A 16,472-nucleotide genomic window follows, 5' to 3' on the forward strand; every position below is an offset into this window, starting at 1 on the left:
AAGGACGGGCGGGACGCCCATCCCACAATAACAATTAAAATTGTAAGTTATTTAATTCGCGCTCCTAAGTAGAAAGCAAAACCACTTTTTGCGTCCAGGAATGAATGACTAAATGTTGTGAATTCCATCGCTACTAAAACCGCGATCGCCCGTATTAAATAATCGCAAAAATCTTCGCCCCAATCTAAAATTCCGAATAGCTCAGCAGCCGCACTATTTTTTCATCATCGTTCAATTCGCCGACAATTCGGCGCACCGGTTTCGGCCAGATTTTAATCAAAGTAGGAGTTGCTGAAATCTGATCTGCCTCAGCTTGGTCTGGATGTTTCAAAACATCAATTACTTTTAAAGTGTAGGGACGATCGAGGCATTGCTCTAAGAACTGGTGTAAAGTTTCGAGGGTGCGTTCGGTGCTGGGGTTGCTGCCGGAAACAAACAGACGCAAAACGTACCCTTGAGTTTGTGGCGGTGGGGTGAGTGCTGTTGGTTTGGGAAGCCGAGTCTGCTGCGCTTGCGGAAAGCCCAAGGGAGTTACTATGGAATTGCTCCAGTCCGATCGAGCTTCGGGGCTGGCATACTGTACAACTAAGTCGTGATTTTCCCAAAGTTCGGGGAATTGTTCGTGATAAGTAGCAATCGCCATCGGTTCGCACATTTCTTCGCTCCGGGGATGCCACACTAAGTCGCCAGTCCCAAAAATGGCGTTCAGCAGCGTTTGATGTCGCAGCACAGGGGGGTAGGCCTCGGCAGCAACCCGCACCTGCCGATCGCCTGGATCGAGCCAGGAGTCAACGGTTGCCGTGTAGCAAGGTATCAGAAAATGCGGCGGTTCCGACAAACCGAGGATCTCCTGTAGAGCTACGCACAACTGCAAATGCCACCGAGTTTGCTTGCGGGGGTCTATGCAATAGATTAAGTCTCCCCCTGGTGTAAACAGCGCAATGCCTTTGAAAATTTCTGGCAAAATAGGGCGATCGACTTTCAATTCAGTACACCAATAAAAGTTAACAGTTAACAGTTAACTTTTAACTGCTAACTGTTAACACTCGACCTTTAGACTCGACCTCGGAGCATCTGAGCCATTTCGTTCGGGAACGGCGAGTTCTCTACACAAAGTTCTTCAGTAATCCGACCTTCTTGATAAAGACCGTAGAGCGACTTATTCATCGTCGTCATGCCTTCATAAGTATCTTTGATCATGATTTGATTAATTTCCTCATTCTGGCCCTTCAGAATGTATTCCTTAACCACGTCGGTATTGATCATAACGTCGTGGAAAGCAGCCCGCTTTCCGTCTGTGGTTTTGCACAGCAGTTGAGCAATAATCGCCACTAGGGATTCGGAAATGGAAACCCGTATGGCCTCCTGTTCTTCCGCCCCGAACATATCAAGAATCCGGTTCAGGGTTTTAACCGCACTGTTGGTGTGCAGGGTTCCTGCAACTAAGTGACCGGTTTGAGAGGCTTTGAGGGCGATTTCCACCGTCTCTCTGTCCCGAATTTCTCCTACTAGCAGCATATCGGGGTCTTGTCGCAGAGCGCCTTTGAGAGCGCTCATAAACTTGAGGGTGTGCCTGCCGACTTCCCGGTGCTTAATCAAGGATTTTTTGCTTTCGTGTACGAATTCTACCGGGTCTTCGATCGTGATGATGTTGTAGGCTTTATTCTTATTGATGTAGTCGATCATCGCGGCCAAGGTGGTAGACTTACCCGAACCTGTCGGCCCTGTCACCAAAATCAGCCCTTTGTGGTAGCCACATATTTTCCTAAATACCTCCGGCAGTTTCAATTCCTCCATTGTCAAGATTTTGGCAGGAATTAGCCGCAGCACCATTGCCGGGCCGGCCAAGGAGTCCATGCAACTGATCCGAATGCGGACGAACCCGAAGTCGAAAGCGCCGTCAAAGTCTAGGGTTTTTTGGAAAATTTCAATTTCTTCATCGCTCATGCACTCCCGCAACCAGCCAAAAAACGTATCTAAATCCGTCGGTGGATAGCCGATGTCGGCAATCTCGCCCCGCGTGCGGAAGCGGGGAACTTCGTTTACTCCGAGGTGAAGGTCGGATACTCCTTCTTCTTTGGCTCGCATGACTAGCTCTTTCAAAGTCGGAGATCCGCCGCTGCTAGAACTCTGGCTTTTAGGTGTGGCGAAGGATTGCGAGGCTGGTGCTGGTGCCGGTGGCGCTGCTGGTGCTGGTGCCGGTGGCGGTGCTGGTGGCATTCCTGCTGCTCTGGGGGGCATTCCGGGAGCAGGAGGGCGGGGCATTCCGGGTGGTGGGGGGGCTCCGGGTACGGGCGGGCGAGGAGCGGGCGGATGCTGTTGTGTCATATGCGCTACCTTAAGTTGGTGAGAAGGCTGACTCGAACAGATGATTTGTGGGAGTTGAACAATGCCGATCGCCATTGTGCGCGTCTTGCACAAAAGCTTAACTGTTGTTCTCAGTCTATCCCAAGAGGGGGTCGTAGTGCTGCACTACTAAGGAACCATTCTGCCAATTGGAGGATGCCCTCACTCTCGATATATGATCAAATATGGATTTTTGACTTTTTTGGATAAATTTTTTAAGGAAAAGAGTTTGCCGCAACTCAACAGTATTAAATTATACTTTGCCCAACTATTAAGGACTTAAACGGATGAATTCTGTCGATCGGGCTTTTACTCCAGCTTTGGAGTTGGCGGAGTCGATCCGCACGCTGGAAGTGTCGCCTTTAGAAATTGTCAATCTGTACTTGGAACGCATTGAGCGATTAAACCCTGAGCTGGGCAGTTATTTTACTGTAACGGCCGATCGGGCGATCGCCCTAGCTAAATCTCAAACCGAACAACTAGCTGGGTTAAACAAGCCACAGGAATTGCCACCTTTTTTCGGAGTGCCGATCGCCATTAAAGACTTGACACCCGTTACCGGCGTTCCGTGTACCTACGGCACTCAGGCTTTGCTGGGTAACATCTCTGCCTACGACGAGTCAGTAGTATGGCGGATTAAAGCAGCGGGATTTAACATTCTGGGGAAAACAGCAACCTCTCAAATAGGCTCATTACCTTACACCGAACCAGAAGGTTTCCCACCCGCGCGCAATCCCTGGAATTTAGACTATACACCCGGAGGTTCCAGCGGAGGCTCAGCGGCGGCTGTAGCAGCGGGTTTGTGTGCGATCGCCCAAGGTTCAGACGGCGGCGGTTCGATTCGAGGGCCGGCTTCCTGCTGCGGTTTAGTGGGCATTAAACCGTCGCGGGGGCGAGTTTCCTGGGCACCTGTCGGAGATTACCTCAGCGGCATTTCGGCCAACGGCCCACTGGCGCGCACTGTAGCTGACGCCGCCGCACTTTTGGATGTGATGTCAGGCTACACAACAGGCGATCCGTACTGGCTACCCGATTCAAATCCGACGTTTTTAGAGGCTTCCCGTCAACAGCAGGGCAAGCTGCGAATTGCGTTTTCTACCAGTATTTCCCCTGTGGGCGAGGCTGCGCCTATCTGTCAGCAAGCGGTACTCGAAACAGTAAAATTATTGACAGATTTGGGTCATGATGTCGAACCTGGATGCCCGGATTTTACGGGTTTAATCGAACCGTTTATCGCAATTTGGCAGTCTGGGGCCGCGGCAAGTGGCATTCCCGGCCCTGCTTTGGAACCCATGAATCGCTGGCTGTTAGAAAGAACTATTTCGGCTGGGGAATATTTGCGGGCGGTGAATCAAATGCAGGTGATTTCACGGCGGATTGTGGGATTCTTTGAAAAATTTGATGTGTTAGTTTTGCCAACTTATATGCACTCGCCAATCCGGGTTGGGGAGTGGGCAGATTTGAGTTTTGAAGAAACTTTGCAGCGCATTATTAATTGGGTAGCTCCTTGTCCGCCGTTTAATGCTAGCGGTTTGCCTGCGATCGCACTGCCTGCTATTTTAGATAACAACGGTTTGCCCGTGGGAATTCAAATTATCGGGCGGCCCGCGGCCGAAGCAACTTTAATTACTTTAGCGGCGCAGATGGAAGCGGCGAAACCTTTCCCGGTTTTAGATTTTAAATAGAAAAGAGCAAGGGATAAAAGCACGTTTCCCTTTTTTAGGGGTATGCCAAATCAGGATTTGTGCGCGGGGAACTAGCAAATCCGGTTTTTGGCAGAAATTTCTATTGACTGTTGACCCCCTCGCATCCAGGATACCCGCCACGTGATTCATCCGTCCAGAAATAAAAAACCTCTATCCGATAAAGCAGCCCCCGAATTGATCTCGCGCAAGTCAATGCTTCAATTCTAAAATCTAAAATCTAAAATCTAAAATCTAAAATCGATTGACTGTTTGACATTTGAACAATACCGATGCACGGGAAACGAGAGGATTGAGAAAGGGGACAAATTTCAGGTTTAATTGTGGCAAGGAAATATAAAATACTTCTTAAGGTACTTGACTTGTTTGGAAAAAAGGGTATAATTTTTTCAAATTAATTCCCGATGGCGGGTGTATCTAAAAAAATAGCTTATGTTTAACACAGCAGGAGGGTTTCCAGAAAATCCGATTCCGGGAAATGTTGCGGGTGTTTCAGCGGAAATACTAGACTTATTCAGTAAGTTCGATCGCTTAAATCAGATCGGGACAATTGCCGTAGGCGATACCAATATTTTATTTGATACCAGCTACGATTTGACTGAAAAACGCGATGGGGCGGCGGCTGCGACTGGTAGTGCGATCCTCTACGAGGGCTTCGCTAACGGCCTTTTTGGGCCATCCACCGACTTCGGTCTCCCATCGTCAGGAAGCGACAATCTTAAATTTGATAGTAGTCTAAAATCCCCGACCGCTACCTCCACTCAAGGTGAGATAGACGAACTGACAGGGATGGCTTTACCTGTTGGTGAACTCTCCCTATCCCAAACTTCTTCCCTATTTCCTGATGAAAACTGGGCTTTCAATTTTAAAAATTACACCATCGATCACCAAGGTTTAAACACCCTCAACCTTAAAGTTGGTTACGGGTTAAAACCGGGAATTACCCCAAACGAATATCCAGATTTTGTGCCCATTTACCAAAGCATTGATAATTTCCTAGTTAACTACCCGAACGAAACAGATTTTTGGGAAATTCTCAACAAAAATTTGACGGAAAAGGTGCTTACTGAAAATCCGGTACTGACAGATGTTACGATTCAACTGGAAGTTTTGCCAACGGAGGTATTGCCCTACGATCGCGCCAGTACAGTTTTCCGCAGTCAATCGGGCAAAATCACAGAAGATTGGAATTTTTCAGTCAAAGACTACGCAATCAATCACCAAGGATTGAACAAGCTCAATCTCGATATAGATTACCAGTACAAACCGGAAATCGCTCCCAATGAATATCCCGATTTTGTGCCAATCTACAATAGCATTGATAACTTTTTAACCACATATCCGAACGAAACAGATTTTTGGGAAGTTGTCAATAAAAACTTGACTCAAAATATCCTCAACGAAAATCCTGCCTTGGCGGCAATTAAGATAGACTTCAACGTTCTGCCAAGCCAAACCTTGCCCTACAACCGCACCAGCAAAGTTACTCGCACTCAACCCAGCAATCCTCAAGGAACTTTCCTAGTTGGCAATAGCCGGGGAAATAATGTACTTCGGTTTGACGGCAATACCGGCAATTTTCTAGGCGAATTTATTCCACCGGGAAGTGGCGGTTTGTCCAATCCAGATACGATCGTTTTTGGGCCAGATGGCAATGGCGATGATCAGTCGGACATTTACGTTACTAGCGGCGACAAGCCCGGAAATTCGGGAGAACCGACAGCATCTGCGGTATTGCGGTATGACGGAATTACTGGCGCATTTATTGACAAGTTTGTCGGCGATAATCCGAACACGGCGGCCGATGAAACTGGGGGATTGTTTCGCCCTTATGGTTTAGCTTTTGGCCCTGACGGTAATTTTTATGTCAGCAGTTTTTTGAGTGACCAAATTCTCCGATATAACGGCAAAACAGGACAGTTTATTGATGTATTTGCTTCGGGAAATCAGCAAGCGGGAGGATTGAATGGCCCGAACGGTTTACTGTTTGCTCCTGACGGCAATTTGTACGTGACAACGCAGGGGAGTGTGGCGACCAACGGTCAACCAGATTTTAGCGCAGGTTTCCCCAGTCAGGTGCTGCGTTACAACCCGCAAACCCGGCAGTCAAGTATCTTTGCTTCGCCCGATCCTTCGCCTCGGAGTCAGGGATTTGCAAGTCTTTTGGGACTGGCAATCGGGCCCGCTGACGGCGACCTTTATGTCAGCGATTTTGCTAACGATATCAGGCGCTACAATTTAAAAAGTGGGGAATTGGTCAAGGTTTTATCTACCAATTATACTGATACTTCGCCCAGTAGCAATTATGTAGGTAGTTTGGCTTTTTCGCCGATCGGCAATTTGTTTGCAGTTGGCTTTGACAACCGCGCCAATGCTAACGGTGCCGGCGCTGTTTTGCGGTATAATGGCAAGACTGACGAACCGCTGCCAATATCGGGAAATCCTGGGTCGAGTAACAGTTCTATTTTTGTCCCTCCCGACAGCAAGCTACAGCGTCCAATAGGAATTGCTTTCTTTCCGTCCGATGCTCAACTGACGGAGAAATGGAATTTTACATTGGCAAATTACCCCATTAATCATCAAGGGTTAAACAACCTGAATATTGATGTAAATTATAAGTACAAAGACGGGATTCAAAATTCTGAGTATCCTGATTTTGTGCCGATTTACAAGAGCATTGACAATCTTTTAGTTAACTACCCGAACGAAACAGATTTTTGGGAAATTGTCAACAAGAATCTGACCGAAAAAGTGCTTGCTGACAATCCGGCACTTTCGTCGGTGACGGTTAATTTGGATGTTTTACCGACGAACCAATTGCCTTACGAGCGCAGCAGTACCGTTACTCGCACTCAAGATGGTAAATTAGGCGAAGCATGGGATTTCAAGATTCCTAATTACTCGATCGATCACCAAGGTTTGAATAACCTCAATATGGATGTCAAATATCAGTACAAACCAGGAATTACCCAGGATGAGTATCCAGACTTTGTGCCGATTTACCAAAGCATCGACAGTTTCTTGACTAATTATCCCAATGAAACGGATTTCTGGGAAATTCTTAATAAGAGTTTGACGCAAAAGCTGCTAGCCGAAAATCCGGCTTTGGATGGGTTGCAAATTAATCTGGAGGTTTTGCCGACAAACAGATTGCCTTACGATCGAGCTAGTATTGTGTCGATCGCTTAGCCTATCATTGAAAATTAGATGGAAAAATCTTGACAAGAAATACATACTTAGCTACCGTAAGGGTAAGGTTAAGTACGTTGCGTAGAAACCAGGTTTTTTCGTGTCCAAGACAAACCCATTTAAATTGTCTGTTGTGGTGTGGTGAAAAACCCGGTTTTTTTAAGAAACCGGGTTTCTGAATTAGACCGAGTTTGCCAAAGTTCATCTTGGGATGTATGTCTGTGTCCCGCTGCATTTGATACCTAAATAGTGGTGGACGCAAATAGGATAAAAAACCAGGTTTCGGCGTTAAAGTCGATCGCTCACAACCTGTTATTTTGACTCTTAACCTGGTTCTTGTGCTTCCAGGACTGAAAAATATAGTTTTTTTTATCGGAGTTCGTGCTGCGCCCAATTTCTAGTCATCCAACCCATATTTTACCAATAAACCCAGTTGCTCCCGCCCAGTCCTACTTATTACCAATTACGCTGTAAAATATTGATAATACCTCTTTAGATTGATAGACATTTTGATTATTTCCTTTTAAAACTGGTAGCAGTTCGCTGCCAATATGTAGGGTAAAAAATTTATGTTAACTTCCGGGCCAATTACCGCCCCCGTTCCCGTTTTCCTGGTTCTTTTAGCAATCATGCTACTCGCGCCGCTGGTATTTGAGCGCTTGCGACTACCGGGAATAGTGGGTTTAATTATTGCTGGCGTAATTGTCGGGCCCAACGGTCTCAATTTGCTGCAACGAGACGCTACTATTGTTTTGCTAGGTACTGTAGGATTGCTGTTTTTGATGTTCCTAGCGGGACTGGAAACTAGCCTTGACGATCTCAAACTGAATGCGGACAAAGCAGTCATATTTGGGCTAGCTACTTTTGCGCTACCGATGATATTGGGGACAGGGGCTATGCTGCTGTTGGGATATAGCTGGCTGGCTGCAATTTTAGTCGCTTCTTGTTTTGCTACGCACACGCTTTTAGCGCTGCCAATTCTCACCAAATTGGGATTGATGCGAACTCAGACTATTACTACGACTTTGGGCGGGACTTTAATTACGAATGTGTTGGGACTGTTGGTGCTGGCAATTGTTGTCAAAGCTTACAAAGGAAATCTCACTCTCGAATTTTGGCTGTTTCTCATTCCATCTCTTGCTATCTACACTTTTGCTACTTTGTGGGGCGTTCCCAAAATCGGTCGCTGGTTTTTTAAGAAATTTGGACATGACGAAAATGCCGAATTTATATTTGTATTAGCAACCCTATTTCTAGTTTCTTACGCAGCAGAACTAATTGAAATTGAGGCAATTATTGGTGCATTTTTATCGGGAATTGCCATAACTCAAATTATTCCCAAAATGAGTCCCCTGATGAATCGGATTGAGTTTATTGGCAATACGCTGTTTGTGCCGTTTTTTCTGATTTCTGTGGGGATGTTAATTGACCCGCTAATTTTGGTAAAGCAGCCGCAGTCTTTGTTGGTGGCGGCGGTGATGATTTTAGCAGAGGTGGTGAGCAAGTTTTTGGCAGCTTGGCTACCGGGGAAATTATTTCGTTTTGAGTTTCCGAACATTATGGTAATGTTCGGCCTTTCTGTTGCTCAAGCTGCTTCTACTTTGGCGGCGATTACGGTTGCTTTTGAGATTAAATTGGTCGATCGCGTAACGGTGAACGGCATCATTGCCATGATTTTAGTAACTTGTGTCGCTTCTCCTTGGATTGTATCTCGGTGGGGTCAAGAAATGCAGCCGCCTGGGTCGAGTTTGCCGGTTCCTACTGCGGGAAAGCATTCATGGGGAGAGCGAGTTTTAGTGCCTGTTGCTAATCCGAATACGGAAGATAATTTGTTGCGTTTGGCTTTGATTTTAGCAAAAACATCTCAGGGAACTTTGTTGCCACTGCATATTTTGTCCGATCGCGGGGAAGCAATTTCGCCCGCAGAGAAAATGCAGCAAACTCAACTTTTGACTGCTGCCGAAACTGTCGCCCATGCGGCTGCTTGTGCGGTTGAACCGATCGCGAGGATAGATGATGCGATCGATCGCGGAATCCTGCGGAGTGCAACCGAACGCGAGGCTAGTTTAATAGTTTGCGGTTGGAAGGGATTTTCCACAACTCGCGACAATTTTTTTGGCAGCATCATTGATACTGTGATCAGGCGATCGCCCGTACCCGTACTGATTGCTCGATTTCCCGATCCTCTCCAGAATACAGCCAGAGTTCTTTTGGCGGTAACTGACAGCGAGTTGACTCGGTTTGGATTTCAGGAAACAGTGGATATTGCTAAGAGTTTAGCCGATGAACTCAAGGCGACTTTGCAAGTGTTGTTGGTGGCGACAAAACGGGAACAAAGCAACAAAAGTGCGGCGGAGGTGGAAATTCTTTCTGAGATACCAGTAAATCGGGTGCGAGGAAATTTTATCAAGCTAGTTTCGCAGAATTTGTTAGAACACGATTTGCTAATTTTAACCACAATTTCTCACCAGAATTTGTGGGAAAAACCGGGAACTCTCAAAGAACCAGAAGCGATCGCCCGGACTCACCAAAATATTTCGATGCTTGTTGTTTATTTTCCTGTATACCAACCCTAAATCATTGGGGTAATTATTGTAGGGGCAACCACAGGGGGTTTGCCCCTACAACAATTACACAATTCATTTAGGATTGCTGTAGTTGCCCTTGTGCGCTCTTTCCTAAGCTAAGAAAGAGCGCACAAGGGCAACTACATACCTAAAATTTCAGCTTTATTTGTGACAATTGTGTAAGTCTTATATTTAATCCTAATCCAACGGAATTGCTAGCAAAATTTCCGCACCTTGGCGCGGTTTGGGAATACACTCGATCGCTCTTTTCACTCGCGAAGTTGATATTTTTTGGGCTGCAGATTAAAAAATCCTTCAACTCATCATCATTAGCACTCGCACAAGAAGTGCACTTAGGTACGGAATGTGCGATCGGCCAGTAAATATGCGTAGAGGCTTTGCCGATCGCACCCCGATGCAGGCAATTTCTCGGCATCTAGAACAATATCTCGGTATCTGGGAAAATTTTGAGAATATGGTGATCTACCCCCTCTAGTTCAATAAGGTAAAAATGAGCATCAGACCAAATTTCAGATGGTTTTCTTCGGTGGCGAGTGTTTTGGGTTCGATTTCGATCGGCCCTTTGAGCGACGCGACATCCTCTGTAAAAGCTGCAGAAACGGTTGTTGTCCGCAAAGGTATTTTAGAATCGTCAATATCGGTTGCGGATTTGCGCGAACTCGCAGAAACAGGAAAAGTCCCCGCCAAACTGCAAGCTTATGCCAATCTCTTGTCTGACGAACAGCGGAGTAAAATTTTTCGGGCGCTGCAAGCGAAAATTCCCCTCAATGTAGTCGGCCTGAGCAACTTGCTAAATACGGGCATTGGCACTGGCATCCTGACGGATTTGACTACTGTCATACCCAGGCGCGACGGTGGGGGTGTGGAAGCGCTGCGAGCCGCTCTGGTGCAGGGAGCAAAAGCGCCGGAAGGCTTATCTATATTGAGTTTCATTGAATCTTATCCGAGTTCGCGGGTCGTGGTGGATCTCGATCGAGCTTTCGCTGTTTTGGGAAATATGAACGTAAGTTTTTGGCAAACTCAGCGCTTTATGGCGGCGATCGCACCGCAGTTAGCAGCGGTTAAACCCGCGTTTAAGCTGCCTTTCGATCCAACCCAGCCCGGCCCTAATGTCGTGCAGGTACGGGCGCTAGATTTGAACGATAGCACCCGCAATCGACTTATTCCAGTTGATGTGTATTGGTCGGAAGCTGCGACAGCCGACAAACCGACGATCGTCTTTTCTCACGGGTTGGGTTCCGTCCGCACGGATTTGCGCTACTTAGCCGAGCATTTGGCGTCTCACGGCTATGTAGTAGCAGCTTTAGAACATCCCGGCAGCAACGAGACGAATACCAATGCTGCGATGGCGGGGATGTGTCCGTTGCTAGCTCCTCAAGAGTTTTTAGACCGTCCCAAAGACATCAGTTTTGTACTCGACGAACTGACAAAATTGAACCAAACTGATGATAACTTGCAGGGGAAAATTGCGATCGACCGATCGATAATAATTGGCTATTCCTTTGGCGGCGCTACAGCCTTGTCCGTGGCCGGCGCCGAACTGCAATTGAGCGGACTCAAACAAAGGTGTCAGGGGGATTTGATTGGGTTCAGCTTAGGCGAAGGCATTCAGTGCGCGGCGGCCGGATTGCCCGAAGAACGGTATCAATTGCGGGATGGGAGGATTAAAAGGGCGATCGCCATGAATCCGATCGCATCATTATTATTTGGAGAAACGGGCTTAAGTAAAATTAAGATTCCCACATTAATAGTAGCATCTTCTGCCGACAAAACCACTCCTGCCTTAGCAGAACAAATTGCCGGCTTTCCAAAAATTCCCTCTCCTAAATGGCTAGTTGGTTTTGTAGGAGGAACGCACTTAAGCGTCAAAGATCCGAGTACAACTTTAAACCAAGTTCGCAGGCCGAGCACAGTAATTACCGGCGATGAACTTGTCGGCGACCAAGCTGTTAGCATACGCAATTATATTAAAGCTGTAAGTTTGGCTACCGCCGCTCAACTGACTGCTGAAGCTGAGAAATATGCAGTCTTTCTAACACCAGAATACGCGCAATTTGCCTCCACATCGGCAATCCCGGTGCGGCTAGTAACAGAAATTTCCCCGGAAATTAATACCGTCGTGCAAACTTTTATTCAAAGGAATAAGTAGTTATTAGTCATTAGTCATTAGTCATATCATGTCCGGTCAATTAACCATGATTCCTGTAGGGGCGGGTTCGCCAAGATATTGAATAGAAACGGGAAAATCTGTAAACCCGCCCCGACCTTTAATCGCCGTCAATCGATGGGACATAATATCATTAGTCATTAGTCATGAGCTAATAACTAATGATTAAGACTGGTAGTAATATCAAATAAGGTGACATCGAAATTATACTTGAGTGCGAGCGGGACGATCGCTCCTGAGAGCGCGGAGCCACACGGGAAACTCCCACTGCACTGGGAAAATTATGATTCCGATGTCAGCGGAAACGAGATTACGACTAGCAGCCTTTCCTTTTGTATGCGCGGTAGCTTAGCCCCCAGGGTGGATTTTCTTCTTAAGCTGTTTCTGATATTTTTTGTCCGTGCAAGGGCAAAATATAACCAAGCGCTTTCACAAACTCTACTCCCCAACTGCGATGCCTAAAAAAAATCTTATCCCACTATTGATTCTGTTGGCAGCCCTGTTTACCCTTTACGGTGACACTTTAACTTTTCTCCCCAAACCTGTAAGAGATAGTAGCGTGGCCAGTCGAAAGTTCTTCGTCGGGTTGTGGCCAGATTGGTTGAGGCCGAGAGATTTCAACGAGAAAAGGGAACAGGATATTGAGAAACTGCAAAAAAGTCCTAGCCCGAGTCGATAGTTTTGAGCTACCAACGAGAAACCCTGTTTCTTTAACAATACCTAGCCATTTCCTTGTAGGTTGGGTTAAGCGAAGCGAAACCCAACAGTACGATTTTAGATTTGGGATTTTAGATTTTTCCTCCAATCTCAAATCGATTAAACTTGAGATTTTATACCAATTTTTTATGAAGCCCTGTAGAATCCGATCCCCCCTAGCCCCCCTTAATAAGGGGGGGAAAAGATTTCGATCAAAGTCGCCCAACAATCAGGGGGATTTAGGGGGATCGAGATATGTGCAACTTCACATTAAATTGGTATTAGATTTTCCTCCCAGCGGTAAGGTGTGCATTGCACACCCTACAGATAGAGGTTATGCGTCCAGACTGTTTTAGATTTGTACTCCCATCTAAAATCTAAAATCTAAAATCTAAAATTGATTAAGCGTGCTTTTTCAACCAGCTAAACATAGCTCGCAAATCTTTACCAACTTCTTCAATAGGATGTTCTGCTTCCTGACGGCGCATGGAGGTAAAACCTGGCTTGCCGGCTTGGTTTTCCAGAACGAATTCGCGGGCAAATTGGCCGGATTGAATTTCGCTGAGAATCTTACGCATTTCGGCGCGGGTTTGATCCGTGACGATGCGGGGGCCGCGAGTTAAATCGCCGTATTCTGCGGTATTGGAGATGCTGTCGCGCATTTTGGCGAGGCCTCCTTCTACTACTAAGTCAACGATAAGTTTAACTTCGTGCAAACATTCAAAATAAGCTAATTCCGGTTGATATCCGGCGTCAACTAAAGTTTCAAATCCAGCTTTAATTAAGGCGCTCAAACCGCCGCACAAAACTACTTGTTCGCCAAAAAGATCCGTTTCTGTTTCTTCGCGGAAAGTGGTTTCCAGGATGCCGGCTCTGGTGCCGCCGATACCTTTAGCATAGGCCATTGCCCGATCGCGCGCTTGACCGGAAGCATCTTGATATACTGCAAACAAACTCGGAACACCTTCCCCTTGTTCGTAAGTCCGTCGCACCAAGTGTCCGGGGCCTTTGGGGGCAACCATTACTACGTCTACATTGGCAGGGGGAACAACTTGGCCGAAGTGAATGTTAAAACCGTGAGCAAATGCTAAAACATTTCCTTCAGAAAGGTTCGGTTCGATTTGTTCTTTGTAAATAGTTTTTTGAACTTCATCGGGCAATAAAATCATGATGAAGTCAGCAGCGGCGGCTGCTTTGTCTACCGGGTGAACTGTTAAACCCGCGTCGGTTGCTTTGGCGGCAGATTTGCTACCGGGATACAAACCGACAACGACATTCATGCCACTGTCTTTGAGGTTAAGCGCGTGGGCGTGTCCTTGGGAACCGTAGCCGATGATAGCAATCGTTTTGTTGGCTAAGAGGTCTAGGTTCGCGTCGGTGTCGTAATACATACGGGCCATAATCCTTGTCTCCTGAGATGCAAATTGGGTGATTGACTGCAAAACTCTCATTTTATCAAAGTAGGGTACTTTTTTTACATAATTTTTTTAATTAAGATTTGAGCGGGGGAAATTTTAGCGAGATCGCGCTGAATTTAGCAGGGTTTGTCGCCGAGTCAAATATAATTGTCAATAGCGTGCTGTGCATTTGAAAAAACCTCACATCTTGCACCATTCTCAAGAACAGGCAAGATGCCTGTTCCACAAAGAGTGAATTTTGTTGTGGAACAGGCATCTTGCCTGTTCCTAAAAAGCTTATTGAGAATGGTGCAACATCTCAGAAAAACGCAACTAACTAACTTTTTTAAGATGAAAATAAAAGCAATACATCATGTGGCGATTATTTGCTCGGATTACGAAGCATCGAAAAATTTTTATGTAGAAGTATTGGGATGTTCAATTATCAAAGAAACTTTCCGAACCCAGAGGAATTCTTACAAACTAGATTTGCGAGTCGGAAACGGGGACACCATTGAGCTGTTCTCATTTCCGCATCCTCCTGAAAGAGTTAACAATCCTGAAGCTTGCGGTTTGAGACATTTAGCTTTTGCAGTTGAGGACATAGAAGCATCAGTTGCTTACTTAAAATCTCAACAAGTAGAAGTAGAAGAAATTCGCCTTGACCAGATTACAGAAAAACGGTTTACATTTTTCCGAGATCCCGACAACTTACCGTTAGAAATTTATGAAGATTAAGGAGTTTATATATTTTGTCAAGCCGTTATTAAGTCAACCAGCCCGTAGTGCTGACTATACAAACTGCATCATTCATCCCCAATCTAAAATCTAAAATCTAAAATCTAAAATCTAAAATCTAAAATCTAAAATTGTATAATGGACTCTATCATTAGAAACACAATCACGGTAGGATTGCCTGCTTTAATGCTATTTATAGCCATATTAGCTACAGGTAAAACAGGTAACGCAGCCGTTTGGTCGGGTTTGGTTAAAGTCGGCGGTTCCTTTGGTATCCTGGTCGGTTTATGTGTGTTGGTATTTGTAGGATTTGTTGCCAATTATTTTAGTTATTTTGTGGTAGATAGCTTGCTGGTGAGATTTTATCAAAAGCGGCGACTGTTGGAACAGCCAGAACAACTGGTAACAGAAATTGATAAATTGCCGATTACCAACGACCTTAAAATCAAGCTCAAATGGGCGGTGATGCACAGCAGCAACTACAAAATCCTTAGCTTGAAGCACGTAATTTTAAAAGGGTTTATTATCGCCGCAACTGTAAATGCCGTATTGTCAATAGTCGGTTATTTGGGAGAATTCAACATTGTTTTTGAATTGAGTTCTCATTTTAAACTACAATATCTGCTGGTTGGTTTCTATACTTTTATATTCTTCGCTCTCGTGCGCTCAAAAAAAATATGGTGGCTGGTGAGCGCATTTTGCATTATCATTAATTTGGCGGAAATTGTTCCTTGGTACTTTCCAGCCCCCGCCTTTGCAGGAGCAACTCCCGGACACAACTTGCGGATTTTGCATTCAAATGTTTTAAGGGGTAATCGGCAATATTCTGAGGTGATATCGCTGGTTAAAGCAGAACAACCGGATATCGCGGTTTTTGTAGAAGTCAACTCATCTTGGGCAAAACAGTTATCGGTTTTAAGCGAGATTTTTCCTTACTCTTCTACCCAGCAAGAATCTGAGAGATTTGGCAGTGCAATATACAGCAAGCTGCCTTTAGAAAATTCTTTTGTTAAAGCCTTTTCAAATCGAAGAAAGAGCTTGTCGGCGGATGTTAAATTTCAAGGTAAAATCATTTCTCTGATTCTTGCTCATCCGACTGTGCCAGTCAAACAGGAGAGTTTTATCGATCGCAATAAACAGCTAGCAGGCATCGGCGAGTATGCAGCCCAAGTAAAAAATCCGCTGATTGTGGTTGGGGATTTAAATACCACAATGTGGTCGCCATTCTACAAAAATATGGTAAAAACCGGAAATTTGCGAAATGCGCGATCGGGCTTTGGCATTTTACCGACTTGGCCGACTTTTATGCCGCTGGCTTATATTCCGATCGATCACTTTCTAGTCAGCAAAGAAATTGGTGTTTTAAAGATTCGTACTGGCCGCAATGTCGGTTCGGATCATTTGCCGTTAATTACAGATTTGGTCATTTGAAGGAAGTTAAAGCAGTGACTGATTAGAAATTGGATCTTTCATTATTTTTAGGAACGGGCAAGATGCCCGTTCCACAATAAAACTGAATTTGTGTGGCACAGGCCGGAAAGCCTGTTCTTCCCACAATAAAACTAAATTTTTGTGGCACAGGCCGGAAAGCCTGTTCTTCCCACAATAAAACTAAATTTTTGTGGCACAGGCCGGAAAGCCTGTTCTT

At 45.6% G+C, this 16,472-nt stretch carries 12 protein-coding genes; 8 read left to right on the forward strand and 4 right to left on the reverse strand.

The window, feature by feature from the left end:
• Positions 1-184: 184 nt before the first annotated feature.
• Positions 185-985: a circadian clock KaiB family protein gene (locus tag QT987_RS23580; protein WP_333245049.1), complete on the reverse strand. Its 801-nt coding sequence runs from the start codon at positions 983-985 to the stop codon at positions 185-187.
• 68 nt (positions 986-1,053) lie between these two features.
• Positions 1,054-2,088, reverse strand: coding sequence for a type IV pilus twitching motility protein PilT (locus QT987_RS23585; RefSeq protein ID WP_333245052.1), 1,035 nt, complete (start codon positions 2,086-2,088; stop codon positions 1,054-1,056).
• Between QT987_RS23585 and QT987_RS23590 the strand changes: the two genes are divergently transcribed.
• From QT987_RS23590 to QT987_RS23615, 6 genes are all read left to right on the forward strand, one after another.
• Entirely contained in the window at positions 2,087-2,350 is a 264-nt protein-coding gene (locus tag QT987_RS23590; RefSeq protein WP_333057315.1) for a hypothetical protein, read from the forward strand. The two genes, QT987_RS23585 and QT987_RS23590, sit on opposite strands and share 2 nt — an antisense overlap.
• Before the next feature lie 283 nt (positions 2,351-2,633).
• Positions 2,634-4,031: an amidase gene (locus QT987_RS23595; RefSeq protein ID WP_333245055.1), complete on the forward strand. Its 1,398-nt coding sequence runs from the start codon at positions 2,634-2,636 to the stop codon at positions 4,029-4,031.
• A 450-nt stretch (positions 4,032-4,481) separates the two neighbouring features.
• Positions 4,482-7,238, forward strand: coding sequence for an NHL repeat-containing protein (locus tag QT987_RS23600; RefSeq protein WP_333245058.1), 2,757 nt, complete (start codon positions 4,482-4,484; stop codon positions 7,236-7,238).
• A 569-nt stretch (positions 7,239-7,807) separates the two neighbouring features.
• Positions 7,808-9,814: a cation:proton antiporter domain-containing protein gene (locus QT987_RS23605; protein WP_333245062.1), complete on the forward strand. Its 2,007-nt coding sequence runs from the start codon at positions 7,808-7,810 to the stop codon at positions 9,812-9,814.
• Between the two features lie 355 nt (positions 9,815-10,169).
• Positions 10,170-10,301 carry a hypothetical protein gene (locus QT987_RS23610; protein ID WP_333245065.1) on the forward strand — a complete coding sequence of 44 codons (132 nt, stop codon included), beginning with the start codon at positions 10,170-10,172 and terminating at the stop codon, positions 10,299-10,301.
• Between the two features lie 15 nt (positions 10,302-10,316).
• Positions 10,317-11,975 carry an alpha/beta hydrolase gene (locus QT987_RS23615; protein ID WP_333245067.1) on the forward strand — a complete coding sequence of 553 codons (1,659 nt, stop codon included), beginning with the start codon at positions 10,317-10,319 and terminating at the stop codon, positions 11,973-11,975.
• 1,115 nt (positions 11,976-13,090) lie between these two features.
• Here QT987_RS23615 and ilvC read toward each other — a convergent pair.
• On the reverse strand, positions 13,091-14,140 hold the full coding sequence (gene ilvC, locus QT987_RS23620) for a ketol-acid reductoisomerase (RefSeq protein WP_333057309.1): 1,050 nt from the start codon (positions 14,138-14,140) through the stop codon (positions 13,091-13,093).
• A gap of 180 nt (positions 14,141-14,320) precedes the next feature.
• Here ilvC and gloA2 point away from each other — a divergent pair, with 180 nt between their 5' ends.
• Positions 14,321-14,824, forward strand: a complete 504-nt coding sequence (gene gloA2 / locus QT987_RS23625) for an SMU1112c/YaeR family gloxylase I-like metalloprotein (RefSeq protein ID WP_333245070.1) — start codon at positions 14,321-14,323, stop codon at positions 14,822-14,824.
• A gap of 138 nt (positions 14,825-14,962) precedes the next feature.
• Entirely contained in the window at positions 14,963-16,255 is a 1,293-nt protein-coding gene (locus QT987_RS23630) for an endonuclease/exonuclease/phosphatase family protein (RefSeq protein ID WP_333245073.1), read from the forward strand.
• A 22-nt stretch (positions 16,256-16,277) separates the two neighbouring features.
• Here the strand turns inward: QT987_RS23630 and QT987_RS23635 are convergent.
• On the reverse strand, positions 16,278-16,472 hold a 195-nt coding region (locus tag QT987_RS23635; RefSeq protein ID WP_333245076.1), incomplete at its 5' end, for a hypothetical protein.

Origin of the sequence: Microcoleus sp. SVA1B4 (assembly GCF_036700545.1) — a bacterium.
Lineage (GTDB): Bacteria > Cyanobacteriota > Cyanobacteriia > Cyanobacteriales > Microcoleaceae > Microcoleus.